This is a genomic window from Sphingopyxis sp. (genome assembly GCF_050725655.1).
In the GTDB taxonomy this organism is placed as follows: domain Bacteria; phylum Pseudomonadota; class Alphaproteobacteria; order Sphingomonadales; family Sphingomonadaceae; genus Sphingopyxis.
This window is the reverse complement of record NZ_JBOHHT010000070.1, coordinates 114,437-136,076: the sequence shown is the minus strand read 5'-3', so window position 1 is coordinate 136,076 and position 21,640 is coordinate 114,437. Positions and strand designations below refer to the sequence as shown.

General features: G+C 65.9%; 20 protein-coding genes. 11 read left to right on the top strand and 9 right to left on the bottom strand.

What is annotated here, in order from left to right:
- Nucleotides 1–37 precede the first annotated feature (37 nt).
- Nucleotides 38–1,039, bottom strand: coding sequence for an arginine N-succinyltransferase (locus ACREBX_RS10250; protein WP_431561641.1), 1,002 nt, complete (start codon nucleotides 1,037–1,039; stop codon nucleotides 38–40).
- Nucleotides 1,036–2,247: a hydrolase gene (locus ACREBX_RS10245; protein WP_431561640.1), complete on the bottom strand. Its 1,212-nt coding sequence runs from the start codon at nucleotides 2,245–2,247 to the stop codon at nucleotides 1,036–1,038. The genes ACREBX_RS10250 and ACREBX_RS10245 overlap by 4 nt, the downstream gene beginning before the upstream one ends.
- Before the next feature lie 194 nt (nucleotides 2,248–2,441).
- Between ACREBX_RS10245 and ACREBX_RS10240 the strand changes: the two genes are divergently transcribed.
- Nucleotides 2,442–3,617 carry a GGDEF domain-containing protein gene (locus ACREBX_RS10240; RefSeq protein WP_431561639.1) on the top strand — a complete coding sequence of 392 codons (1,176 nt, stop codon included), beginning with the start codon at nucleotides 2,442–2,444 and terminating at the stop codon, nucleotides 3,615–3,617.
- 2 nt (nucleotides 3,618–3,619) lie between these two features.
- On the opposite strand, the gene ACREBX_RS10235 is transcribed toward ACREBX_RS10240, so the two are convergent.
- Nucleotides 3,620–3,919 carry a hypothetical protein gene (locus ACREBX_RS10235; protein ID WP_431561638.1) on the bottom strand — a complete coding sequence of 100 codons (300 nt, stop codon included), beginning with the start codon at nucleotides 3,917–3,919 and terminating at the stop codon, nucleotides 3,620–3,622.
- Nucleotides 3,920–4,089: 170 nt separating this feature from the next.
- Here ACREBX_RS10235 and ACREBX_RS10230 point away from each other — a divergent pair, with 170 nt between their 5' ends.
- The 5 genes from ACREBX_RS10230 to ACREBX_RS10210 all read left to right on the top strand — a co-directional run bounded on the left by ACREBX_RS10230 (nucleotide 4,090) and on the right by ACREBX_RS10210 (nucleotide 10,274).
- On the top strand, nucleotides 4,090–6,198 hold the full coding sequence (locus tag ACREBX_RS10230) for a malate synthase G (RefSeq protein ID WP_431561637.1): 2,109 nt from the start codon (nucleotides 4,090–4,092) through the stop codon (nucleotides 6,196–6,198).
- 69 nt (nucleotides 6,199–6,267) lie between these two features.
- Entirely contained in the window at nucleotides 6,268–6,762 is a 495-nt protein-coding gene (locus ACREBX_RS10225; protein ID WP_431561636.1) for a hypothetical protein, read from the top strand.
- 40 nt (nucleotides 6,763–6,802) lie between these two features.
- Nucleotides 6,803–7,426: a DJ-1/PfpI family protein gene (locus ACREBX_RS10220; protein ID WP_431561635.1), complete on the top strand. Its 624-nt coding sequence runs from the start codon at nucleotides 6,803–6,805 to the stop codon at nucleotides 7,424–7,426.
- Between the two features lie 81 nt (nucleotides 7,427–7,507).
- Complete coding sequence (locus ACREBX_RS10215) at nucleotides 7,508–9,520, top strand: GMC family oxidoreductase N-terminal domain-containing protein (RefSeq protein WP_431561634.1); 2,013 nt, start codon at nucleotides 7,508–7,510, stop codon at nucleotides 9,518–9,520.
- Nucleotides 9,521–9,548: 28 nt separating this feature from the next.
- Complete coding sequence (locus ACREBX_RS10210) at nucleotides 9,549–10,274, top strand: rhodanese-related sulfurtransferase (RefSeq protein WP_431561633.1); 726 nt, start codon at nucleotides 9,549–9,551, stop codon at nucleotides 10,272–10,274.
- A 142-nt stretch (nucleotides 10,275–10,416) separates the two neighbouring features.
- Here ACREBX_RS10210 and ACREBX_RS10205 read toward each other — a convergent pair whose 3' ends face one another.
- Nucleotides 10,417–11,748, bottom strand: a complete 1,332-nt coding sequence (locus tag ACREBX_RS10205) for a caspase family protein (protein ID WP_431561632.1) — start codon at nucleotides 11,746–11,748, stop codon at nucleotides 10,417–10,419.
- An 18-nt stretch (nucleotides 11,749–11,766) separates the two neighbouring features.
- Complete coding sequence (locus tag ACREBX_RS10200; RefSeq protein WP_431561631.1) at nucleotides 11,767–12,390, bottom strand: class I SAM-dependent methyltransferase; 624 nt, start codon at nucleotides 12,388–12,390, stop codon at nucleotides 11,767–11,769.
- Between the two features lie 93 nt (nucleotides 12,391–12,483).
- Between ACREBX_RS10200 and trxB the strand changes: the two genes are divergently transcribed.
- A complete protein-coding gene (gene trxB / locus ACREBX_RS10195) occupies nucleotides 12,484–13,449 on the top strand; it encodes a thioredoxin-disulfide reductase (RefSeq protein WP_431561630.1) in 966 nt (321 codons plus the stop codon).
- A 240-nt stretch (nucleotides 13,450–13,689) separates the two neighbouring features.
- Here the strand turns inward: trxB and ACREBX_RS10190 are convergent, their stop codons facing one another.
- From ACREBX_RS10190 to ACREBX_RS10175, 4 genes are read right to left on the bottom strand one after another with little or no spacing between them, the layout of a single operon-like run.
- A complete protein-coding gene (locus tag ACREBX_RS10190; protein ID WP_431561629.1) occupies nucleotides 13,690–14,487 on the bottom strand; it encodes a hydrolase 1, exosortase A system-associated in 798 nt (265 codons plus the stop codon).
- Nucleotides 14,472–15,140: a hypothetical protein gene (locus tag ACREBX_RS10185; RefSeq protein ID WP_431561628.1), complete on the bottom strand. Its 669-nt coding sequence runs from the start codon at nucleotides 15,138–15,140 to the stop codon at nucleotides 14,472–14,474. The genes ACREBX_RS10190 and ACREBX_RS10185 overlap by 16 nt, the downstream gene beginning before the upstream one ends.
- A gap of 14 nt (nucleotides 15,141–15,154) precedes the next feature.
- Complete coding sequence (locus ACREBX_RS10180; protein WP_431561627.1) at nucleotides 15,155–15,421, bottom strand: acyl carrier protein; 267 nt, start codon at nucleotides 15,419–15,421, stop codon at nucleotides 15,155–15,157.
- Nucleotides 15,418–16,413 (bottom strand): GNAT family N-acetyltransferase, encoded by a 996-nt coding sequence (locus ACREBX_RS10175; protein ID WP_431561626.1) that lies wholly within the window; start codon nucleotides 16,411–16,413, stop codon nucleotides 15,418–15,420. Before ACREBX_RS10175 ends, ACREBX_RS10180 begins: the two co-directional genes overlap by 4 nt.
- Before the next feature lie 35 nt (nucleotides 16,414–16,448).
- On the opposite strand from ACREBX_RS10175, the gene ACREBX_RS10170 reads away from it, so the two are divergent.
- From ACREBX_RS10170 to ACREBX_RS10155, 4 genes are all read left to right on the top strand, one after another.
- Entirely contained in the window at nucleotides 16,449–17,981 is a 1,533-nt protein-coding gene (locus ACREBX_RS10170) for an acyl-CoA ligase (AMP-forming), exosortase A system-associated (RefSeq protein WP_431561625.1), read from the top strand.
- Nucleotides 17,978–19,207, top strand: a complete 1,230-nt coding sequence (locus ACREBX_RS10165; RefSeq protein WP_431561624.1) for a pyridoxal-dependent decarboxylase, exosortase A system-associated — start codon at nucleotides 17,978–17,980, stop codon at nucleotides 19,205–19,207. The genes ACREBX_RS10170 and ACREBX_RS10165 overlap by 4 nt, the downstream gene beginning before the upstream one ends.
- A gap of 174 nt (nucleotides 19,208–19,381) precedes the next feature.
- Nucleotides 19,382–20,038 carry an XrtA/PEP-CTERM system exopolysaccharide export protein gene (locus ACREBX_RS10160; RefSeq protein ID WP_431561623.1) on the top strand — a complete coding sequence of 219 codons (657 nt, stop codon included), beginning with the start codon at nucleotides 19,382–19,384 and terminating at the stop codon, nucleotides 20,036–20,038.
- A 46-nt stretch (nucleotides 20,039–20,084) separates the two neighbouring features.
- Nucleotides 20,085–21,626: an XrtA system polysaccharide chain length determinant gene (locus ACREBX_RS10155; protein WP_431561622.1), complete on the top strand. Its 1,542-nt coding sequence runs from the start codon at nucleotides 20,085–20,087 to the stop codon at nucleotides 21,624–21,626.
- Nucleotides 21,627–21,640 lie beyond the last annotated feature (14 nt).

Below are 21,640 nucleotides of genomic sequence, written 5' to 3'. Positions count from 1 at the left end.
CCACCCCAACCCCTCCCCTGAAGGGGAGGGGCTTAAGTTACCGCCCGATCCAGCTGATGCCGCTGCCCTTGCCGACACCCAGCAGTTTCGCGGCCTCGCTATCGAGCGTCGCGCCCCCGCCGATCTTGCCGAAACAGCAGCGAAAATCGGCCAGCTGCCCCGTCGCGACCAGCGCATCTTCTCCCGTTTCGGCGATGGCCGAAATCTCGATATGCTTCGCGTCGCGGATGCTCGCGACCTGATCGGTGCGCGCGGTCATCGTCGGGCCGCCGTCGAAAATGTCGACGTAATTTTCGAACGCGAAGCCTTCATTCTCGAGCATGCGCATCGCGGCGCGCCCGGTGGGATGCGGCACGCCGATGACGCCGCGCGCATGGTCGCTCAGCATCGCGATATAGACCGGATGCTTGGGCATCAGGTCGGCGATGAACTGGTTGCCGTGGACGGCGTTGAACTGGTCGGCTTCCTGGAAATTCATGCCAAAGAATTTGCCCGCGACCCCGTCCCAAAAGGGCGATCCGCCCGCCTCGTCGATCACTCCGCGCAGCTCGGCGAGGATGCGGTCGCCAAAGCGCGCGCGGTGGCGCGCGATGAACAGATAGCGCGAACGCGCCAGCAGCAGCCCGAGCCCGCCGGCGCGCGCCGCGGGGTGCAGGAACAGCCCGCCGACCTCGCTCGCGCCGTTGAGGTCGTTGCTGAGCATCAGCACCTGCGCGTGAAAAGTCCGGTCGAGCTGCTCGCTATGCTTGCTGTCGGTGCCGATGCGATAGGAATAGAAGGGCCAGCGCTGGCCGACCTGCCCGAAAATCTGGCAGGTGCCGCGGACTTCGCCGCTGTCCATATCTTCGAGCACGAGCAGGTACAGCTCGTCCGACGGATATTCCTTGTCGCTCGCGAAAGACGCTTCGGTGCGCTCGAGCTTGGCGCGCAAGGCATTCTTGTCGGGGGGCAGGTTGGTGAAGCCGCCACCGGTCAGCTTCGCCATCTCGTAAATGCTCTGCAGATCGCTTGGGCGCGCCGCCCGGATCACATAATTCACACAGTCCCCCGTTCCGCTATTCTTGTCATGGTCAGCGCCGACAGCTGCGCGCGTTCGGCGAGGCTGTCGACGATCAGAAATTCGTCCGACGAATGGATCGCACCGCCGCGCGGCCCCATCGTGTCGACCACCGGCACCCCGCATGCCGCGATATTATTGCCGTCGCACACGCCGCCGGTCGCGTTCCAGCTGATCGGCGGCAGGCCGAGCGCGGCACCGCAGTCGCGCACCAGTTCGAACAGGCGCGTCGCCGCGGCGTCGAGCGGTTTCGGCGGCCGGTTGAAGCCGCCGTGGACGTGGCAATGCACGTCATGCTCGCGCGACACCGCCGCGATGGCATCGCGCATCGCCGCTTCGGCCGCCGCCATCGCATCGGGGGTCGACGGGCGCATGTTGACGCGCAGGATCGCGCTGTCGGGTACGATATTGTTCGGCCCACCGCCGTCGATCTTCGCCGGATTGACCTTGAGCGTATCGGACTTCAACGCGCCGAGCCGCAGCGCCAGATCGGCCGCGGCAAGCAGCGCATTGCGCCCGTCCTGCGGATTGCGCCCGGCATGCGCCGCGCGGCCGTGGACGATGACCGAGAAATTGCCGCTTCCCGGCCGTGCCCCCGCTAGCGTACCGTCGGGAAGTGCGGGTTCATAAGTGAGCGCGGCAGCCTTGCCCTTCGCGAGCTCTGCGATCAGCCGCGCCGACGCCTGGCTTCCCGTCTCCTCGTCGCTGTTGATCATCACGTCATAGCCGACGCGCGCGGCCAGCGGCGATGCCTCCAGCGCGGTCAGCGCGGCCAGGATCACCGAAATGCCCGCCTTCATATCGGCGGTCCCGGGACCGTTGAGTACGCCATCCTCCAGCCACTTCAATGTCTGGAACGGATGGTCGGCGGCGAACACCGTGTCCATGTGCCCGGTCAGCAGCAACTGCACCGGCGCCTCGGGCCGCACGCGCACATGCAGATGGTCGCCGCGCTGGATGGTATTGACGGTGCCCGCGCCATCGACGCTCTCGACCGGATCGGCGGCGACCAGCCGGACTTCGCCCGGCAGCGCCGCAAAAGCATCGGCCAGTTCGCCCGCGACGGTCTTCAATCCGGCAAGATTGCCGGTGCCGCTGTTGATCGCTGCCCATTTCTCCACCTGCGCGAGCATCGGCGCATCGGCGGCGCGTTCGAGCGTCGCATTTTCTGTCGCGGTGAGACTGACCATGGGGCGGCTATAGCGAGCGACGACGGGCTTTTGCACCCCCGGCTTGGCTATTTTGTCTTGGCTGTGCGGCAAGTCACTGTCGCGGGCGGCTTCCTTGGGTAATGAGGCAGTCGAATTGTACCGAATCGCAACGCATTAACCGAAAGTTCGGAACAGCTTCGCTACGCTGACCGAACCGATGAGCGAGTGAGCCGATGACTGCCGCCTTTGTGCTTGGCATCAATATGTCCGTTGCCGGCATTTTTGCCGTCGCGTTCGCCGTGGTCGCGGCGACGAACCGTGGCGCGCGCGGCGCGCGGTGGCTGGCGGCGGGCTACGGCATGGGCATCATCGATGTCGCGCTCGAATTTCTTCTGACGCGGCAGATCGACCCAACCCCCGTCGGCATCGGCATTTTCCTTGTTTTCCTGCTCGCGCTCAGCTTTGCGCTGATCGGCGTCGCGCATCATTATCGTGCGCGGCCGCCGTTGGGTGCGATGGCCGCGATCTGGATCCTCACGATCCTCGCCGTGCCGGTGATCTTCAGCATGACCTATGGCTCGACCCTGCGCCTGATGCTCTACCAGCTTCCCTATTTTGCGATGCAGACCCTGCTCGGGCTCGTGATCTGGCGCTCGGGTCGGCGCCAGGCGCTCGACCTGCTGCTGATCGCGCTCCAGGCGATCGCGGCGATCATCTATGTCGCCAAACCCTTTATCGCGGCGGCAATCGGGACGGCGAGCGCACCACAGGGCTATATGGCGACGACCTATGCCGCCATTTCGCAAAGCGGGAGCGTGGTCACGCTCATGGCCATCGGGCTCGTCATGCTGCTCGTGATCATGCGCGACACCACCGCGGAAATGGTCGCGCGCTCGGAAACCGATCCGCTTTCCAGCGTGCTCAACCGGCGCGGTTTCGAACATCATGCCGAACTGGCGCTGCTGCGCGGCGGGGATACGGCGGTGCTTGTCACAGCCGACCTCGATGATTTCAAGAAGATCAACGACAGCTTCGGCCACGCCGCGGGTGACGGGGTGATCGCACATTTCGCGGCTATGCTGGTCGATGCCGCGCCCGCCAATGCGATCGTCGGCCGGATCGGGGGCGAAGAATTCGCCGTCCTGCTTCCCGACGCGCTGCTGTCCGACGGCCGCCTCTATGCCGAAACCGTCCGCACGACCTTTGCCTCGGCGCAATTGCCGGTGCTGGGGGTCGATCGCGGCTTTACCGCGTCTTTCGGAGTGGCGCAGCGTACCTCCGGCGATTCGCTGTTCGACCTGTCGCGCCGCGCCGACGCTGCGCTGTACCGCGCCAAGGCGGGCGGGCGGAATCAGGTGCGGGTCGCGATTGCCGAACTGGCGCCGACGCCCGCGCTCGGTGTTGCCTGATGTCAGACCGCGAGTAGCGGCGTGTCTTCCTCGCGTGGCGGCGCGGGTTCGAAGCCGGGCAGCGGATCGAACTCCTCTTCGCTAAGTTCGATCGAGGCGAGCCCGTCGAGCTTGAAGTGCCCGAGCCGCGGCTCCTCGTCCGATCGCCAGCTCTTGTTGAGGTTCAGCGCGCTGATGAACAGGTCGCCGCGGCGCTCGAACAGCAGGTGCGGCGCCAGCGTCAGCATCTGGCCGTTATAATGCGCCGTCACCAGCCGTTTGCGGGCGATGGCTTCCATCAGTTTCAGTCGTGTGTCGTCCATGATTCCGGGTCGGTTGGGGAGAAGGATTTTTTCGTTGTGCGTTGCAACGTAAACTACCCGGCCCGCATTGAAAAGCGCCCATTGCCAATCGAAATCAATCGCGGCATAGCGCAGCGGCCCTTTCCTCCCCGGGTCCACTGGCGCAGCCGCGCCGACCAGAGGGTGCTTGCATGACTGAATTTCTCGATCGCTCCGGCCTGTCCGTCGATTCGCGACTGGCCGACTTTATCGAGCAGCGCGCGCTGCCGGGGACGGGGCTCGACGCCGCCAAATTCTGGAGCGATTTCGCGGGGCTCCTCGGCAAGTTCGCGCCCGAAAATGCGGCGCTGCTGGCGAAGCGCGAGGATTTGCAGGCGCAGATCGATGCCTGGCACGAAGAACGCGCGGGACAGGCGCATGACCCCGGGGCCTATCAGGCGTTCCTGCGCGAAATCGGCTATCTCGTCCCCGAACCCGCGCCGTTTCAGGTCGGCACGCAGAATGTCGATCCCGAAATCGCGACGATGGCGGGGCCGCAGCTCGTCGTGCCCGCATTGAACGCCCGCTTCGCCCTCAACGCCGCCAACGCGCGCTGGGGTAGCCTCTACGACGCCTTCTATGGCACCGATGCACTCGACGCGCCGGCGGCGAAGCCCGGCGGCTATGACGCCGACCGCGGCGCCGCGGTGATCGCGCGCGCCAAGACATTCCTCGACGACGCGGTGCCGCTGGCGTCGGGAAGCTGGGCCGACTGGCGGGGCGGAGAGCCCGCGCTCGCCGATCCCGCGCAATGGGTGGGCAGCAAGCCCAGCGGCATCCTGCTCCACCACAATGGCCTGCACATCGAACTGGTGATCGACCCCGACAGCGCGATAGGCAAGACCGATCCTGCGGGAATCGCCGACGTCATCCTCGAAGCCGCGCTGACGACGATCATCGATCTCGAGGACAGTGTCGCCGCAGTCGATGGCGAGGACAAGGCGCTCGGCTACGCCAACTGGCTCGGCCTGATGCGCGGCGACCTCACCGAAAGCTTTGCCAAGGGCGGAAAGACGGTGACGCGCGCGATGGAACCCGACCGCGAATGGACCTCGCCATCGGGTGAGACCTTCACGCTCCACGGCCGCAGCGTGATGTTCGTGCGCAACGTCGGCCATCTGATGACGACGCCGATGATCAAGCTCGCGAATGGCGCCGAAGCGCCCGAGGGCCTCTGCGACGCGGTCATCACCAGCCTCTGCTCGCTCCACGACCTCAAGGGGCTCGGCACGCTCACCAACAGCCGATCTGGTGGTCCGGAGGGGGGCAGCATCTATATCGTCAAACCCAAGCAGCACGGCCCGGAGGAATGCGGCTTCACCGACCGCCTGTTCGACGCGGTCGAGGGCATGCTTGGCCTCGCGCGCCACACGATGAAGGTCGGCGTGATGGACGAGGAGCGCCGCACCAGCGCCAACCTCGCGGCGTGCATCCACGCCGTGAAGGACCGCATCGTCTTCATCAACACCGGCTTCCTCGACCGCACGGGCGACGAGATCCACACCTCGATGCGCGCGGGTCCGATGATCCCGAAGGGCGAGATGAAGGCGAGCGACTGGATCGCATCCTACGAGGACCGCAATGTCCGCATCGGCCTCGCTTGCGGGCTCAGCGGCAAGGCGCAGATCGGCAAGGGCATGTGGGCGATGCCCGACCTGATGCGCGGCATGCTCGAAGCCAAGATCGGCCATCCGAAATCGGGCGCGAACACCGCGTGGGTGCCGTCGCCGACCGCTGCGAGGCTCCACGCACTGCACTATCACCAGGTCGACGTCTTCGCCCGCCAGCGCGAGATTGCAGGCGAGGCGGTTCCGTCACTCGATCGCTTGCTCAACATCCCCGTCGCCACCGGCCGCAACTGGAGCGAAGCCGAAATCATTCGCGAGCTCGATAATAATTGCCAGGGCATCCTTGGTTATGTCGTGCGCTGGATCGATCAGGGTGTCGGCTGCTCGAAAGTGCCCGACATCGACGACGTCGGCCTGATGGAAGACCGCGCGACGCTGCGCATCGCCAGCCAGGCGCTCGCCAACTGGCTGCTCCACGGCGTCTGCACCGCAAGCCAAGTCGATGCCGCGCTGACGCGCATGGCGGCGAAGGTCGACGCGCAGAATGCGGGCGATGCGCTCTACGAAAAACTGACCCCCGACGGCATCGCCTATCAGGCCGCGCGCGCGCTGATCTTCGAGGGCGCGACCCAGCCCTCGGGCTACACCGAACCGCTGCTGCACAAATATCGGCAAGCGAAAAAGGCGGCCTGACGCGAAAGGGGATTGCGGGGCGGAGCGACGGCAACTAGAACATAGGCGGAACAAATAGAGGGTTCATTTATGTCCGTCGCCGTCGATCCCGCCTATCGCCACTATCCCAAGCACGCCGAATTTCGCGAACGCGTCGAAGCCGGCGGTGCGGCGCTGAAGCTCTATCACCTGATCGCCGCCGACGCGCCGGTGCCGGGCGATGTGGCCGTGCTTTGCGCCGACTGGTTCGCCGAACATGCGTCGGACGCCGTGGCGCCGGGCGATAACGGATTCGTGATCCTCCATCGCTGCGGCGCCGATTTCTATTTCCTGCTCGTGTCGGTGTGGCGCGGGTCGAACGAACTGTGGGAAGCCGTCTGGTATCGGCACGGCGACATGCCTGCCTTCGCGCCGTTCGATTCGGCCTATCCGCCGGGCGCGGGCGTGGCGCGACCGACGTTCTGCGTCTGGGAGCTCGGGATCGTCGCGCACGAGAGCGCGGCATGGGGCCGCTACCTCGCGTCACCGCGCGACGATGCCGCGCGCTCGCGCTGGGTTGAAGATGTGTTCGAGGGCGCGGTATAGCGCCCCCCCTTTTGCGTAATATTTTTCCGGGAGTTTTGACGTGCAGATTGCGGTGCTGACCTTCGACGGCTTCAACGAACTCGATTCGTTCGTCGCCGCGGCCATCCTGAACCGTTTGCGCGGGCAGGGCTGGATGGCGCACATCACGTCGCCGACGCCGCAGGTCACCTCGATGAACGGCGTGACGATCGAACGGCAGCAACCGCTCGATTTCGCCACCAAGGCCGACGCGGTGATCATTGGCAGCGGCGTCAGGACGCGTGAGATCGCCGCAGACCCGCTGATGCTCGGCCGCATCCGGCTCGACCCGTCACGCCAGCTGATTGGCGCGCAATGTTCGGGGACGCTGCTGCTCGCGAAGCTCGGGCTGATCGGTGCGCTCCCTGCCTGCACCGACCTCGCGACCAAGCCGTGGGTGATCGAGGCGGGAGTGGAAGTGCTCGACGCGCCCTTCGTCGCGCACGGCAATGTCGCGACCGCGGGCGGCTGCCTTGCGTCGCAATATCTCGCCGCGTGGATCATCGCGCGGCTCGCGGGGACCGCCGCGGCCGAGGAGGCGCTGCACTATGTCGCGCCGGTTGGCGAGAAAGAGGACTATATGACGCGCGCGATGGCGGCGGTGCGGCCGTTCCTGCCCGTCGAGGCGCTGGCGCACACCGCATAACTGGCGGTCCCGTACAATACAGCTTGCCCCGGCCGTGCATAACGCGGCATTTTGTGGCGCGCGACAACTGGGGGCAGGGCAATGACGGCACCGTTCAATTTCGGGCAGCTCAAATTTCTGAAGGCATTGACCGAGGCGCTGTTCGACGGCGCCCAGATGGTCATCACGCCCGATCAGGTCGTTGCCAATGTCGCCGAGTTGTTCGGCAAGATCGGCGGCACCAAGCTCAAGGAGATCCAGCTCTCGCTGACGCTGACGGAGCCCGTGCTCGGTCCGATGTTCGCCGAGGCCGACGTCGCGACGCGCGTTGAACGGATCGAGGACCGGATGCGTGACAGCAGCATCGACATGTTTCAGGATATGGGCCGGCTGCGCGGGATCATCTACGCCTGCTATTACGGCCACTGGCAGCCGGGGCTCGAGCCCGGCGATCAGGATGCGAACGCGGCCAACCCCGTTCATCGTCAGATTGGATTCACCCTCCCGAAATTCCGCCAGCGCGGGAGCAGCGATATGCCGCTTGTTCCGATTCGCGGGCGCGAGATCGACCCCGCGCATATCCTCGATGCGGCCAGCCTCGAGGATGAATATGACGTGATCGTCATCGGCTCGGGCGCGGGCGGCGCGGTCGCGGCGTACAATATCGCGGGCTGGGATTATAAGGTGCTGATCGTCGAGGCGGGCCCCTTCTATCCCAGCCATGCGATCACGCATCACGAACTCGACATGATCGCCAATCTCTACAAGCATGGCGCGGTCCAGACGACGACCAACCGCGATTTCGTGGTGTTTCAGGGTCGCTGTGTCGGCGGATCGTCGACGATCAACAACGGCATCTGCCTGCGCGTCAACGAACCCGGGCGCACGCATCCCGATGCGAAGGATGTGCTCGCCAAATGGGCGAGCATCGGCGCGCCGATCGATGCGGCGGCGTTTCACGACAGCTATGATGCGGTAAAGGACATGCTCGGCATCGCGCGGATCGAGCCGCGCAGCGGCCGGCACAACGGGCCGCACCTGATCAACGGCTGGCACGCCTATGCCGATGCGTCGGACAACCCCATGGACAAGCGCGCGGTCGCCGACTGGTTCGACAAGAATTTTGGCCCGCCCAATACTCCCAACGCCTGCGCCTATTGCGGCTATTGCAATTCGGGCTGCGCCTATGGCCGCCGTATGGGCGTCGCGCAGACCTATCTCCCGCAGGCGTGCCGCGACCGCCACGCGCGCATCCTGCCGGACACCAAGGCACAGCAGATCATGTGGCAGACCGCCGCCGACGGCCGACGCGAGGCGGAGGCGGTGAAGCTGATCCTGCCCGACGGTTCGAACCGCCTCGTCCGCGCGCGCGTCGGCGTCGTCGTCGCGGCGGGCACGATCGCCTCTTCCAAGCTGCTCGACCGCAGCGATATTTCGGACACCGGCTATCAGGTCTCGCTCAACGTCGCTTCGCCCGTCGTCGCGTTGATGCCGCCCGGTGCGGGCGGCGATGCATGGGACGAGGACCAGATGTCGAGCTATGTCGACTGCGGCGACTTTCTGCTCGAAAGCCATTTTCAGCCGCCGATGTCGATGGCCTCGCTGATGCCCGGCTGGTTTGCCGACCATTCGGAACGGATGAGGAATTTCGGCCGCGTCCATTCGGCGGGCATCCTCTTTCCTGCCGACCGGCGGGGACAGATCGTCGACGGCAAGCTCAAATTCCGTCTCGATGTCGACGATGACCTGCCGATGCTCCGCCGCGCGATGGCGACGCTGACCAAGGTCCATTTCGCAGCGGGCGCGCTCGAATGCTATCCGGCGCTGGCGAAAGGGCAGAAGATCACGCCCGACATGGATGTCGATGTTTTCTTCAAGGCCGCGATCCGCGAACAGGACGATGTCACGCTGTCGAGCAGCCACCCGCACGGCGGCAACGCGATCAACGAAAATCCGCAATATGGCGTCGTCGACCCCGAATGCCGCGTCCACGGCACGACCAATGTCTTTGTGACCGACGCGAGCGTCTTCCCGAGTTGCATTCGTGTCAACGCGCAATGGACGACGATGGCGATGGCGCAATATGCAACCGGGCGGCACGATCCCTTTCGCTGACGCCCGATCGCGCCTACATGGCGCGCGCATGTTCCAGGTTGCCGCCCTCTATCGTTTCGCGTCGTTCGACGATCCCCCCGCATTGCGTCAGCCGCTGCTCGATCTTTGCGCTGCGGAGGGTGTGATGGGCACGCTGCTGCTCGCACGCGAAGGCGTGAATGGAACGATCGCCGGGACCGTGGCAGGAATCGCCTCGGTGCTCGGCCATATTCGCGGCCTGCCCGACTGCGCCGGGCTCGACGTCAAATATTCGACCGCCGCCGACATGCCGTTCCAGCGGATGAAGGTGCGACTTAAAAACGAAATCGTGACGATGAAGGTCGCGGACCTCGACCCGGCACGCGGCGCCGCGCCCTATGTCGATCCCGCCGACTGGAACGCGCTCGTCGACGATCCGGACACCATACTCATCGACACGCGCAACGGCTTCGAGGTCGGCTACGGCAGCTTCGTGGGCGCGGTCGATCCCGAAACGAAAAGCTTCGGCGAGTTCCCCGACTGGTGGCGCGCCAACGCCGACCGTTTTGCCGGCAAGCGCGTCGCGATGTTCTGCACCGGCGGCATCCGCTGCGAAAAATCGACCGCCTTCCTCCGCCATGAGGGCGTCGAGGACGTCGTCCACCTCAAGGGCGGCATCCTCGCCTATCTCGAACAGGTGCCCGAAGCCGACAGCCGTTGGCACGGCAGCTGCTTCGTTTTCGACGAGCGCGTGAGTGTCGGGCATGGGCTGGTCGAGGTCGGCGAGAAGGAATAGGGGATGGCTGCTTTGGGGTGGTGAGCGGACATTGCCATCCCTGTTCCCCGGCGAAGGCCGGGGCCCAGAGCGTTAGAGAACAAGCGTTTGCGATTTGCGCTCTGGACCCCGGCCTTCGCCGGGGAACAGCAACTATCGGTCGTTACCCGACCGTCAGCGTATAGGTCACCCGATAATCGCTGGCATCGCCGTCGAGCGTCTTCGTGAATGTCCCCGGCGCATCGCCGATGTCGATCGTCCCGATATTGTCGCTGCCGCCGATGTCGTCGAACTCGCGCAGCTGGAAACTCACCGGCTGGTCGAACTCGAAACTTTCGGGCACGACCCAGCTCTCGCCCTTCTTGATCGAATAAATCTCGCTCTTGCCTTCGGGAAAGCGCTGTCCCGTGTTGAAGCGCAAGAACAACTGGTCGGGCAGCCCGAGCCCCAACCGCCCGGTCAGCTTGACGCATTCGACACGGATGTTCGACAGAGTGAATCTGCGCGCTGACGGGGCCGCAGGCGAAGGCGGTTGGGCTGCTGTCATCGAGAAGATGGGCGCGGCAAGCGGCGGGCTTTTGAGCAAGCGATTGATGTTGTCGCTCGCCTGATCAGCGAATTTTCCGGACGGAAATTCGACCAGATAGGCGCTGAAGGCGCCCACGCTGTTCTCTGCCATCGCACCTTTCCACAGCAGGTTTTCCAATGCCGCCCGGTCACCCGATGCGGGCGGCGTGGAAGCCGTCGCCGTGCGTGGCACCAGATAGACCGGCGTGCCCGTGATGCTGGCGCTGACGAACGGACGCTGCGCGCCGCCCGTTGCCTGCAATACATCGTCGCGGATCAGCCCGCCGAGCAACTGCACCGGCATATCGGGCTGCGGCAGGCGCTTCGCCAGCGAGGTTGCAAAGGGCGAATTGCCGCTCGTCCCGTCGGCCGCGGTCTGCCCCGGCGCGGCGGCGAAGATCACCAGCACATCGTCGGCCTCGATCCCCGCCAGGCCATTCACCACCGCCCGCGTCGCCGACCGCCACGAGCGCCCGAACGGATTGTTGCGGCACGAATCGAGCACGACCATGCGAATCTGCGCCCCCGACACCGATTCCATCAACCGGTCGAGGTTGATCGCCTCATAAGGCAGGTCGAGATCGGATTTCAGCTGCGCATCGGTCGGGATCAGCCAGTTCTTGCCCTGCGCCTCGATCCCGTGCCCGGCATAATAGACCATCGCGACCTCGGCGCCGTCGGCCTTGGCGCGAAAATCGCGCATCGCTTTCTGGAAGTCGTTGACCGCGAGGTCGGCGGCGATGGTGACATCGTCGAACCCCGCCTGCTTGGCCGACGCCGCGACGATCTTGATGTCGTTCGCCGGGTTTACCAGCCGGCTGGTGTTCGCATAATCGCCATTGCCGATAATCAGCGCGACCTTGCGCGCCTCGGCCGCATACGGCGCGAAGAGGAACAGGGCGGTGAGGGTGACAAGCCAGAATCGCATCGTCTCGCAATCCTCTCTTTAGGCGGGCCGCGCCGCGCCATATTCGTACCAGCCGAACGGCCGCGGGGTTTTCGGGATATAGGCGGCAGCCTGCCGGTCGACGGCAAAGCCGGCCTTTTCATAGGCATCGCTGATCGGCCGGGTCAGATGACAATTGCCGCCGATGCGTCTCCACACCGGCTCGATCCGCCGCTGCCATTTCGCGACCCCGGCATCGGGCGCTGCGCCATGCTCCAGAAACAGCGCGGTCCCGCCGGGCTTCAGCACGCGGCGGATCTCGCTCAGCACCGCCGCCTGATCGCCAACCGAGCACAGCGTAAATGTCGTGACGACGGTGTCGAACGACCCGCTCTCGAACGGCATCGCCTCGCCGACGCCGCCCCTTATATCGGCGTCGATCCCGCGCGCCGCCGCCGCAGCGACGCTCATCGCGAGCAGTTCGGGTGAGGGGTCGAGCCCACTGAAACTCTCGATCTGCCCGGGGCGATAGAATTCCATGTTGATCCCGCCGCCGCAGCCGAGCTCGAGCACATGGCCGCGCGCGTGCGGCACGACCTTGCTCCTGACCTTCATGATCTGCCCCTGCGAACAGGCGCATTTGATCAGCCGCGGTACTCCGTGACGTTCCCACCAGCTTGCCATTCGCCAGTCTCCCCTTGGCGCGGAAGGTGACCCTTGCTAGCGCGGTTGGCAACACCCATCTGTGCGTGTCCGCACAGCCATTGAAAGACCGTCATGCCCAGCGTTCACCACACCAAGATGCTCATCCTCGGTTCCGGCCCCGCCGGCCTGTCGGCCGCGATTTACGCGGCGCGCGCGGGTATGATGCCGATCGTGGTGCAGGGCATCCAGCCCGGCGGCCAGCTGACGATCACCACCGACGTCGAAAACTACCCCGGTTTCGCCGAGGTGGTGCAGGGTCCGTGGCTGATGGAACAGATGACCGCGCAGGCGATGCACGTCGGCACCAGCATGATCTGGGACACGATCGTCGACGTCGACCTGTCGCGCCGCCCGTTCAAGCTGACCGGCGACGGCGGCGACGTCTATATGGCCGAAACGCTGGTGATCGCGACGGGTGCGCAGGCGAAATGGCTGGGTGTTCCGGGTGAGCAGGAACTCGGCGGCAAGGGCGTGTCGGCGTGCGCGACGTGCGACGGTTTCTTCTATCGCGGCAAGAAGGTCGTGGTGATTGGCGGCGGCAACACCGCGGTCGAGGAAGCGCTGTACCTGACCAACCACAGCGACGATGTGACGCTGATCCACCGCCGCGACCATCTGCGCGCCGAAAAGATCCTGCAGGACCGGTTGATGGTCAACCCGAAGATCAAGGTGCTGTGGAACAAGCGCGTCGAGCGCTTCGTCGCGGGCGAGGGCGTTTCGGGGCTGGTCGGTGTCGACCTGATCGACACCGTCACCGGCGAGACGAGCCACGAGCCGACCGACGGCGGTTTCGTCGCGATCGGCCACAGCCCGGCGACCGAATTGTTCAAGGGCAAGCTGCCGACCGACGACGACGGCTATTTGCAAATAACGCCCGGCACGTCGCTGACCTCGATTCCCGGCGTTTTCGCCGCGGGGGACGTCGCCGACAAGGTCTATCGCCAGGCGGTGACCGCCGCGGGCATGGGCTGCATGGCCGCGCTCGATGCCGAGCGCTTCTTGGCCGAAGCCGAATATCACGCGATGGCGGACGCCTGAGGCTGCGCTGTAACGGCAGCTTTCGACCGGTAGTTGCCGTAGCGCCATTAAGCCCCTCCCCTTCAGGGGAGGGGGTTGGGGTGGGGGGCATCGGCCTTGCGCAAGGTTGCAAGCTCCCACCCCGCTGCGACTAGGGAGCAAGCTCCCAAGTCTCGCTGCCCCTCCCCTGAAGGAGAGGGGATGGGGTAATCGATCGTCTGCAATCCACCCCAAAACCGTCATCGGCATAGGGTGATATAGTCACTTCAGTATTTCCAGGATCCGCTGCGCCAGCCACTCGCTATCTTCGCCGACGAAGCTGTGCGACGGGCTGGCAAGGCGCTCGACCGGAACGCGGTTCAGCGCCGCCGGGCAGTTTTCCATGAATGCCTGCGCGGTTCGATCGCCGGTCGCGAGCAGGATCGTCGCGGGCACATCGAGTGTCGCCATGGCGCCGTCGATCCGCGCAGCGAGGCTGTCGGGCGCGGCGGGCGCCGCCGGTGTCTTGATTGCCAAAAGGCCGCGTAGCAGTTTCCGCAGATCGATCTCCCCCTTCACCAGCCGCAGCAGACTTCCGGGGTCCTTCAACCGCGACAGGTAGCGCGCGCGGATCGCCGATGCCGGGGGTAGGGCGGGTTCGTCCGCTGCCTCTTCGCTTTCGCCGTCATAAGTCCACGGATTGGCAAGGATCAGCGCATCGAGCGCTGGTGGCCGATGGAACAGCAGCGCGCTGGCGGCGTCGCAATTGCCGAAGGCGACGATGCGGGTGAGTTGTGGCGTCACCTCGCGAAACGCCGCAATCGCGGCGGCGATATCAGGGCCGCTGCTTTCAAAACCGCCATTCGCGCCTTCGCTGTCGCCGATCCCGCGCCGGTCGAAGCGGAAGACGGAATATCCCTCGGCCGCGACGCGCTGCGCCAGCATGGCCATCCCGCGATGCGCGCCGCTGCGAATCTCGTTGCCGCCCGATACGATCAGCAGACCGGTGCTGCCCGCCGCCTTGTCAAGGCTCGCGGCGAGCGCCGCGCCTTCGCAATCAAAGCTCAGCTGATGCCGCATGTCCGGCTCCATGCGGATATGTCGGCGGCGATGGCCTCGGCCATCGCGGCATCTTCGCCCGGCTCGGCGCGCAGCCAGAGCGGAGTGCCCGCTATGCCATCGGCGCCGATGCCGGTACTGCGCAGCGGTTCGACCGGCTGCGCTTCGGCGATTCCCAATTGGGCGACCATAGCGGGCGAAAGCGCATTCCCCGCGAGAAGCAAGGCTTCGGATTTGGCTTTTTCCTGCAAGCTTTCAAGCGACGATGTTACACCCGCCTCGCGGTCGGCGCTGACGCGCGCGCGCATCAACGTACGAAGCAGAGACGCGCCGCCGACGGGCGCCAGTCGCCACCACGCCATTGCCTTTGCGCGATGATCAATTAACGCGCCGCCACGTACCGAGGCGACGATCACCGGTCCATCGATCCCCGCGACGACGTCGGCGAGGGCTTCCTGCCAGCGCGCCAGATCGACCTCGGCCACCGGGATCAAGCTCTCATTCTGCCCCGGCAGATCGGGAAGCAGCGCGGCAAAGCCTTGGCTCGCGAGCGCGCGCATCGCGAGCACCAGCGTGCGGCGCATGCGGTTCGCTTCCTCGAACAGCGGCGGGACGATCAGGATGGTGGCGCGGGGGACGCCCGCGGGGTCGATGCGCAATCGATGTTCGCTCATGCGCGCATCCAGGATCAATCGGTCACTTTGCGCAGCGAAAAGGCGAGCAAATTGCCGTAGGTTTCAAAGATTTCGCCATCGATCTCGTCATCGTCGATCAGGATGCCGAGGCGGTCTTCCATCTCGGTCAGCACCGTCGCGACCGCCATCGAATCGAATTCGGGCAGTTCGCCGAACAGCCCGCTGTCCTCGGTCAGCGCCGCGGCGCGCGCTTCGCCGAGGCCGAGTACATCGGCGAGCAGGGCGCGAAGAGTGGCGTCGACGGTGTTGGCTTCGGTCATGAGTCTTTCCTGAGCAGCGAACGGGCGAATGCCTTCAATGCCGGCCCCCATGCCGCGACGCGCGACGGATTGAAAGCCTCGATACGCCACAGCGGGTCGTGCCGGTTCATCCAGTCGCGTTTGTAGCCGTCGTTACCGGTGCCGAAATCGATGCGCTTCACGCCATCGACCTCGATCACATGGCGGAACAGCGCGGCAGACAGCAAGGTGCCGGGGGAGGCTTTCAGACTGTCCTCGATATGCGCGAGCTTGTGGATGAAGGCGGTGCCGTCCTCGACGGTCCAGAACTGCGCCGCGACGGGTATGCCATCGATGCGCGCGATCCCCATGCGCAGGCGGCCGCCATCGCTCTCGGCCCCGGCAAAGGCGCGCAGCAGCGCGGGGTGGCCTTCTTCGGGCTTCCAGCTTGCGGCATAGATTTGCTCGTAAGCGGCCCAGCTTCCGGCGTCTAAGGTGGTGAGCAGCTGTATATCGACGACAGCTTTCTTCGCCTTGCGCTGGACGGTATTGCGCAGCGCGCCGGGGCGGCTCGCCCACCAGGCGTCATGGTCCATCTCGCCCAGGTCGAGCCAATGGCGATCGCCCGCGGGCGCCATCTTTACCCACCAGCCCGCGGCGCGCAGCGCGGCGGTCAGCGCATCGGGGTCGACGACGGGGTAAAGCGTCAGGCGCGCGGCTTTTTGGCGAAGATCGGCGAAGAGCGCGCCAAGGGCGTCTCCGCGATCGCCTTCGCCGTCGAACAGCGGGCGGATCGAAAAGCTGTACCAGTTGGTGAGGCCGGCCAGATCGCCGGGGGCCTCGACCCGCAGCGGCAACCACGCACGTGTCGCACCCGCGCTGCCCCGCGCGTCGATTCGGCCATGGCCCGCAAAGCCATGCGCGGTGAGCAGGTCGAACCACGCCGCGCGGTCGAACGGCGACGCAAAGCCGGCTGCGCGCGCTGTGGCGGGCAGCCGCTCATCATTAGCGTGATGTTCACCGTTCCCTTGCATGGTGCCGCCCTCTATCACTCCTGTCCTAACAGCCGATGACCAAAGCCGAAAACCCATCTTCAAGGCCAATCGACCATCTCGCCCGCCGCGGCGCGCCGGACACGGCTGCGCTGCTGACCGGCGATCGGGTCACCACCTTCGCCGATCTCGACGCCGGCGTCGGACGGCTGGCGTCATGGTTGCTCGAACAGGCTGGCGGCCCCGGTGAACGCGTCGCGAGCTGGAGCGCCAAGACGCGGCTCGCCTGCCTTATGCCGCTCGCCGCGGCGCGCGCCGGGCTGATCCATGTGCCGGTCAATCCGCTGCTCAAGGGGCCGCAGGTCGCGCACATCCTGTCCGACAGCGGCGCGAAGCTGCTCGTCACGGGCGGCGCACGCGCCGAGATGCTCGGCGGCGGTCTGCCCGACGAATGCGTAGTTCAGGATCTGAAGGTCGGCGAGGAAGTGATTGATTCGGGCGGGCAGGGGTTGCCGCCGTCGATCGCCGAACCCGACGATCTCGCCGCGATCCTCTACACCAGCGGTTCGACCGGCCGGCCCAAGGGCGTGATGCTCAGCCACGCGAACCTGTGGATGGGCGCCGAGAGCGTCGCTTCCTACCTCAAGATCGTTCCGGGCGACCGCGCGCTCGCCGTGCTGCCGCTCAGCTTCGACTATGGGCAGAACCAGTTGCTATCGAGCTGGTATGCGGGCGCAGCGGTCGCACCGCTCGATTATCTGACCGCGCGCGACGTCGTGAAGGCGGTGGCGCGGCACAAGGCGACGACGCTCGCGGGCGTGCCGCCGCTCTGGGTGCAACTCGTCGAGGCCGAATGGCCCGCCGAAACGGCGGCGCACTTGAAGCGGCTGACCAACAGCGGCGGCGCGCTGACGCCCTCGCTGATCGACGCGATGCGGGCCACGTTCCCGAACGCCGCCATCTACCCGATGTACGGGCTGACCGAGGCGTTCCGCTCCACTTATCTCGACCCGAAATTCGTCGCCGACCATCCGACCTCGATGGGCCGCGCGATCCCGCATGCCGAGATTCTCGTGTGCCGGCCCGACGGCACGATCACCGCCGACGAGGAGCCGGGCGAACTCGTCCATTGCGGCCCGCTCGTCGCGAAGGGCTATTGGCGGGATGAAGAGCGGACCGCGCAGCGCTTCAAACCCGCGCCGCGCGCGTCCGAATATGGCGGGATGGCGGTGTGGTCGGGCGACACGGTGCGCCGCGACGCCAATCACCTTCTCTATTTCGTCGGCCGCGACGATGCGATGATCAAGACCGCGGGCAATCGCGTCAGCCCGACCGAGGTCGAGGATGTCGCGGTCGCGTCGGGGCTGATCTATGAAGCGGTGGCGTTCGGCGTGCCCGACGCGCGGCTCGGCGCCGCGATCATATTGATCGTCCGCGGCAGGGATGGCGTCGCCGACGAAGAGGGTCTCGCCGCCTATCTCCGGCAGAATCTCCCCAATTTCATGCAGCCGCAGACGATCGAATGGCGGGGCGAACTGCCGCGCAATCCCAATGGCAAGCTCGACCGTGTGGCGATTGCTGCCGATTGGGCCAAGGAGTTGACGGCATGAAGCCCCACGGCCCGATCCCCCCCGGCTTCCGGGCCGATGCGAGCGGCATGTTGCTGATCGGCGGCGACCGTGCCGAAGCGCTCGCCGACATCGCGGGCGACACACCTTTGTTCGCCTATGACAGCGCGATGCTCACCGCGCGTGTCGCCGAATGGCGCGCCGCGATGCCCCGCGGGGTGCAGCTGCATTTTGCGATGAAGGCAAACCCCTACGCGCCTTTGCTCGCCTTCATGGCGCGGCTGGTCGACGGGTTCGACGTCGCCTCGGGCGGCGAACTCAAGGCCGCGCTCGCCAGCGGGATGCCGGCGGGAGACATCAGTTTTGCCGGCCCCGGCAAGCGCGACCGCGAACTCGAAGCGACGATCACCGCCGGCGCGACGCTCAATCTCGAATCCGCGGGCGAAGCGACACGCGCGCTGTCGATCGCCGATCATCTGGGTCTGACACCCAGCCTCGCGGTGCGCGTCAATCCCGACTTCGACCTCAAGGGGTCGGGTATGAAGATGGGCGGCGGCGCCAAGCCGTTCGGGGTCGATGCCGCCGAGGTTCCGGCGCTCGTCCGGCGCCTGATCAATGCCGGCGCCGACTGGCAGGGTTTCCATATTTTCGCGGGATCGCAGGCGCTTGATGCCGCCGCCATCGCCGATACGCAGGCGCAGACGGTTGCGCTCGCGGCGCGGCTCGCAAACGAGATCGGGGAGACCCCGCCGCTGGTCAATCTCGGCGGCGGGATGGGCGTGCCCTATTTCCCCGGTGACAAGCCGGTCGATGTCACCGCGGTCGGGGCGGCGCTCGGCGAGACGCTTGCGGCGCGCGATCCGGTTCTTGCGAAGAGCTATTTCGCGATGGAGCTTGGCCGCTGGCTTGTGGCCGAGGCAGGGGTCTATCTGACCCGCATCGTCGACCGGAAGACCAGCCATGGCGAAACCTTCCTCGTCACCGACGGCGGGCTCCACCACCAGCTCGCCGCGAGCGGCAATTTCGGCACCGTGATCCGCCGTAATTATCCGATTGCGGTCGCGGGCGCCTTCGGCCGCGAGCCCGTCGAAACCGTCTCGGTCGTCGGCTGCCTCTGCACCCCGCTCGACCGCCTCGGCGACCAGGTCGCGCTCCCGCGCGCCGACGTCGGCGATCTCGTCGCGATCTTCCTCGCCGGCGCCTATGGCGCGAGCGCGAGCCCCGCGACCTTCCTGGGGCAGGGACCGGCGCGCGAAATGCTCGTCTGACGCGTGAAAAACCTGTTCCTTATCGGGACATATTCCGACGGGCGCGGTCCAAACTTAGTTCAATACTAACATTATGTTCACCCTTTTCGAGCAATGGCGGAAGCTGACGCAATGGCTGTCGTCGCGGAGTTTCCGGACCGCGGTTCCCCCGACGGCCCGAAAGGTTGATGGATTATGGCTTCGTTCCCCTCGCTCCGTATCGCGCGTGCCGCGCTTGTGTCGGGCATCGCCGCGACCGCGCTGACGGGCTGCATGGGCGCCGGCGGCAGCGCGCCGCAGCTGCCGAGCGCGAACTTCGTCCAGAACCAGGAAGGCCCGGGCGAGGAATATATCATCGGCCCGCTCGACGAGCTCCAGATCTTCGTGTGGCGCAACCCCGAACTCGGCGGCAAGGTCCAGGTACGCCCCGACGGCCGTATCACCACGCCGCTGATCACCGACATGCCCGCGGTGGGGAAAACCCCCACGATGCTGCAGCAGGACATCAAACTCCAGCTCAGCCAATATATCACCGACCCCATCGTCAGCGTGATCGTCACGACTTTCAACAGCACCTTCTCGCAGCAGGTGCGCATCGTCGGCGCGACCGAAAAGCCCGCATCGATTCCGTTCCGCGCCAACATGACCGTGCTCGACGCAATGATTGCAGTGGGCGGCCTGGGCGAATATGCCGCTGGAAACAAAGCGCGACTCGTCCGCTTCGACAAGGGCAGTGGGAAGCAGCAAGAGTTCGGCCTGCGGCTTAATGACCTGATCAAGCGCGGCGACATCAAGGCGAATGTGCGGCTGCAGCCCGGCGATGTGATCATCATCCCCGAAAGCATGTTCTGACCATAGGCCGCCAACCCACCCATCTCCCAAGGATCGATTTCGAGCGATGAACAGCCTTTACGACGAATTCCGGGTAGCGCTGCACAGCGTCTGGACGCGCCGGTGGCTCGTGCTGGCGGTGGCGTGGGGCATCTGCATCCTCGGCTGGCTGGCGATCGCGTCGATTCCGAATCGCTATGACAGCCGCGCGCGCCTGCTCGTCGACGTCAACGAAATCCTGCCCGACGACGTCCAGAGCGGTGGCGGACGCCCCCAGCTCGATCAGATCCGCGAAACGCTGACCAGCGCGCGCAACATGGAAAAGGTCGCCGCGACCACTGGCCTGCTCCCCGCCGGCGCGAACGAGCGTGAAAAGGCCGGCGCGGTCGGCATGCTGCAAAAAAATATCAAGGTCATCCCGCAGCAGGACAATATCTTCGAAATCACCTCGAGCGTCGCGGTCGGCAGCCTGTCCGACGCCGACAATGCCAAGCTCGCCTCGGGCGTGCTCGACAGCCTGATCACCGTCTTCCGCGACGACCAGCTGCGCGGCGGCCGGATGAACGCGCGCGAGGGCCTGAAATTCCTCGACGCCCAGATCGCCGATCGCGAAAAGGCGCTGCGCGAAGTCGAAGCGCGCCGCGGCGCGTTCGAGGCGCAGAATATCGGCCTGATCCCGGGCGGCAGCGGATCGCCTGCGCAGCGCGTCGAAGCCGCGCGCGCCGAACTCGGCCAGATCGATTCGCAGCTCGTGTCGGCGCAGGCGCAGCTTGCGGCCGCCAACGGCCAGCTCTCCTCGACCCCCGCGACGATCAACATCCCCGGCATGGGCAGCGTCGGCGGCGGTGTCGCGCGCCAGCAGCTTGCCGGCGCGCAGAACGAACTCTCGTCGATGCGCGCGCGCGGGCTGACCGACGCACACCCCGACGTCATTGCGCTCAAAAGCCAGATTGCCTCGCTCAAAGCGATGGCCGACCGCGAAGGCGCGGGCGGTGGTGGTGGCGGCAATTCGCAGAACCCGGCCTATGCCTCGCTGTCGGCGATGCGCGCCGAACGGCAGGCAACGGTCAGCGCGCTGTCGTCGCGCAAGGCGCAGCTCACCGGCGACATCGCCAAGATCACCTCGCAGCAGATCCAGAACCCCGGCATTGCGGCCGAGTACGACCGGATCAACGGCGAATATACCGCGTTCAAGGCGCAGTATGACAAGCTGCTCGCGCAGCGCGAACAGGTGCGCATGCGCGGCGAGGTGCAGACCGAAACCGACGCGATCAAGATCGAACTGCTCGACCCGCCGTCGAAACCGACCAGCCCCGCGGCGCCCAACCGGCCGCTGTTCCTGACGCTCGTGCTGCTCGCCGGCATCGGCGGGGGCGTGGGCGCCGCCTTCGGCCTTGGCCAGGTGCGCACCAGTTACGCGACCGCGGCGAAGCTCGAACGCGCCAGCGGCCTGCCGGTGATCGGGTCGATCACCGAAGTCGTGACGGCAGAACGCCATCTCGACCGGCGCAAGAAACTCGTCTGGCTGGCGAGCGGCGGGGGCGCGCTGGTCGGCCTCTACGCCTTGCTGCTGGTCGTCGAATTCATCCAGCGCGGCATGGTTGCGTGACGGGGGACGATGAC

Excerpts from the sequence above, each read along its gene's own strand:
- trxB (WP_431561630.1), top strand. The coding sequence starts at position 12,484 with ATGCCCAGCGTTCACCACACCAAGATGCTCATCCTCGGTTCCGGCCCC.
- ACREBX_RS10230 (WP_431561637.1), top strand. The coding sequence starts at position 4,090 with ATGACTGAATTTCTCGATCGCTCCGGCCTGTCCGTCGATTCGCGACTG.
- ACREBX_RS10160 (WP_431561623.1), top strand. The coding sequence starts at position 19,382 with ATGGCTTCGTTCCCCTCGCTCCGTATCGCGCGTGCCGCGCTTGTGTCG.
- ACREBX_RS10155 (WP_431561622.1), top strand. The coding sequence starts at position 20,085 with ATGAACAGCCTTTACGACGAATTCCGGGTAGCGCTGCACAGCGTCTGG.
- ACREBX_RS10225 (WP_431561636.1), top strand. The coding sequence starts at position 6,268 with ATGTCCGTCGCCGTCGATCCCGCCTATCGCCACTATCCCAAGCACGCC.
- ACREBX_RS10180 (WP_431561627.1), bottom strand. The coding sequence starts at position 15,421 with ATGACCGAAGCCAACACCGTCGACGCCACTCTTCGCGCCCTGCTCGCC.
- ACREBX_RS10210 (WP_431561633.1), top strand. The coding sequence starts at position 9,549 with ATGTTCCAGGTTGCCGCCCTCTATCGTTTCGCGTCGTTCGACGATCCC.
- ACREBX_RS10240 (WP_431561639.1), top strand. The coding sequence starts at position 2,442 with ATGACTGCCGCCTTTGTGCTTGGCATCAATATGTCCGTTGCCGGCATT.
- ACREBX_RS10205 (WP_431561632.1), bottom strand. The coding sequence starts at position 11,748 with ATGCGATTCTGGCTTGTCACCCTCACCGCCCTGTTCCTCTTCGCGCCG.
- ACREBX_RS10165 (WP_431561624.1), top strand. The coding sequence starts at position 17,978 with ATGAAGCCCCACGGCCCGATCCCCCCCGGCTTCCGGGCCGATGCGAGC.
- ACREBX_RS10215 (WP_431561634.1), top strand. The coding sequence starts at position 7,508 with ATGACGGCACCGTTCAATTTCGGGCAGCTCAAATTTCTGAAGGCATTG.
- ACREBX_RS10170 (WP_431561625.1), top strand. The coding sequence starts at position 16,449 with ATGACCAAAGCCGAAAACCCATCTTCAAGGCCAATCGACCATCTCGCC.
- ACREBX_RS10175 (WP_431561626.1), bottom strand. The coding sequence starts at position 16,413 with ATGCAAGGGAACGGTGAACATCACGCTAATGATGAGCGGCTGCCCGCC.
- ACREBX_RS10245 (WP_431561640.1), bottom strand. The coding sequence starts at position 2,247 with ATGGTCAGTCTCACCGCGACAGAAAATGCGACGCTCGAACGCGCCGCC.
- ACREBX_RS10235 (WP_431561638.1), bottom strand. The coding sequence starts at position 3,919 with ATGGACGACACACGACTGAAACTGATGGAAGCCATCGCCCGCAAACGG.
- ACREBX_RS10190 (WP_431561629.1), bottom strand. The coding sequence starts at position 14,487 with ATGCGGCATCAGCTGAGCTTTGATTGCGAAGGCGCGGCGCTCGCCGCG.
- ACREBX_RS10185 (WP_431561628.1), bottom strand. The coding sequence starts at position 15,140 with ATGAGCGAACATCGATTGCGCATCGACCCCGCGGGCGTCCCCCGCGCC.
- ACREBX_RS10200 (WP_431561631.1), bottom strand. The coding sequence starts at position 12,390 with ATGGCAAGCTGGTGGGAACGTCACGGAGTACCGCGGCTGATCAAATGC.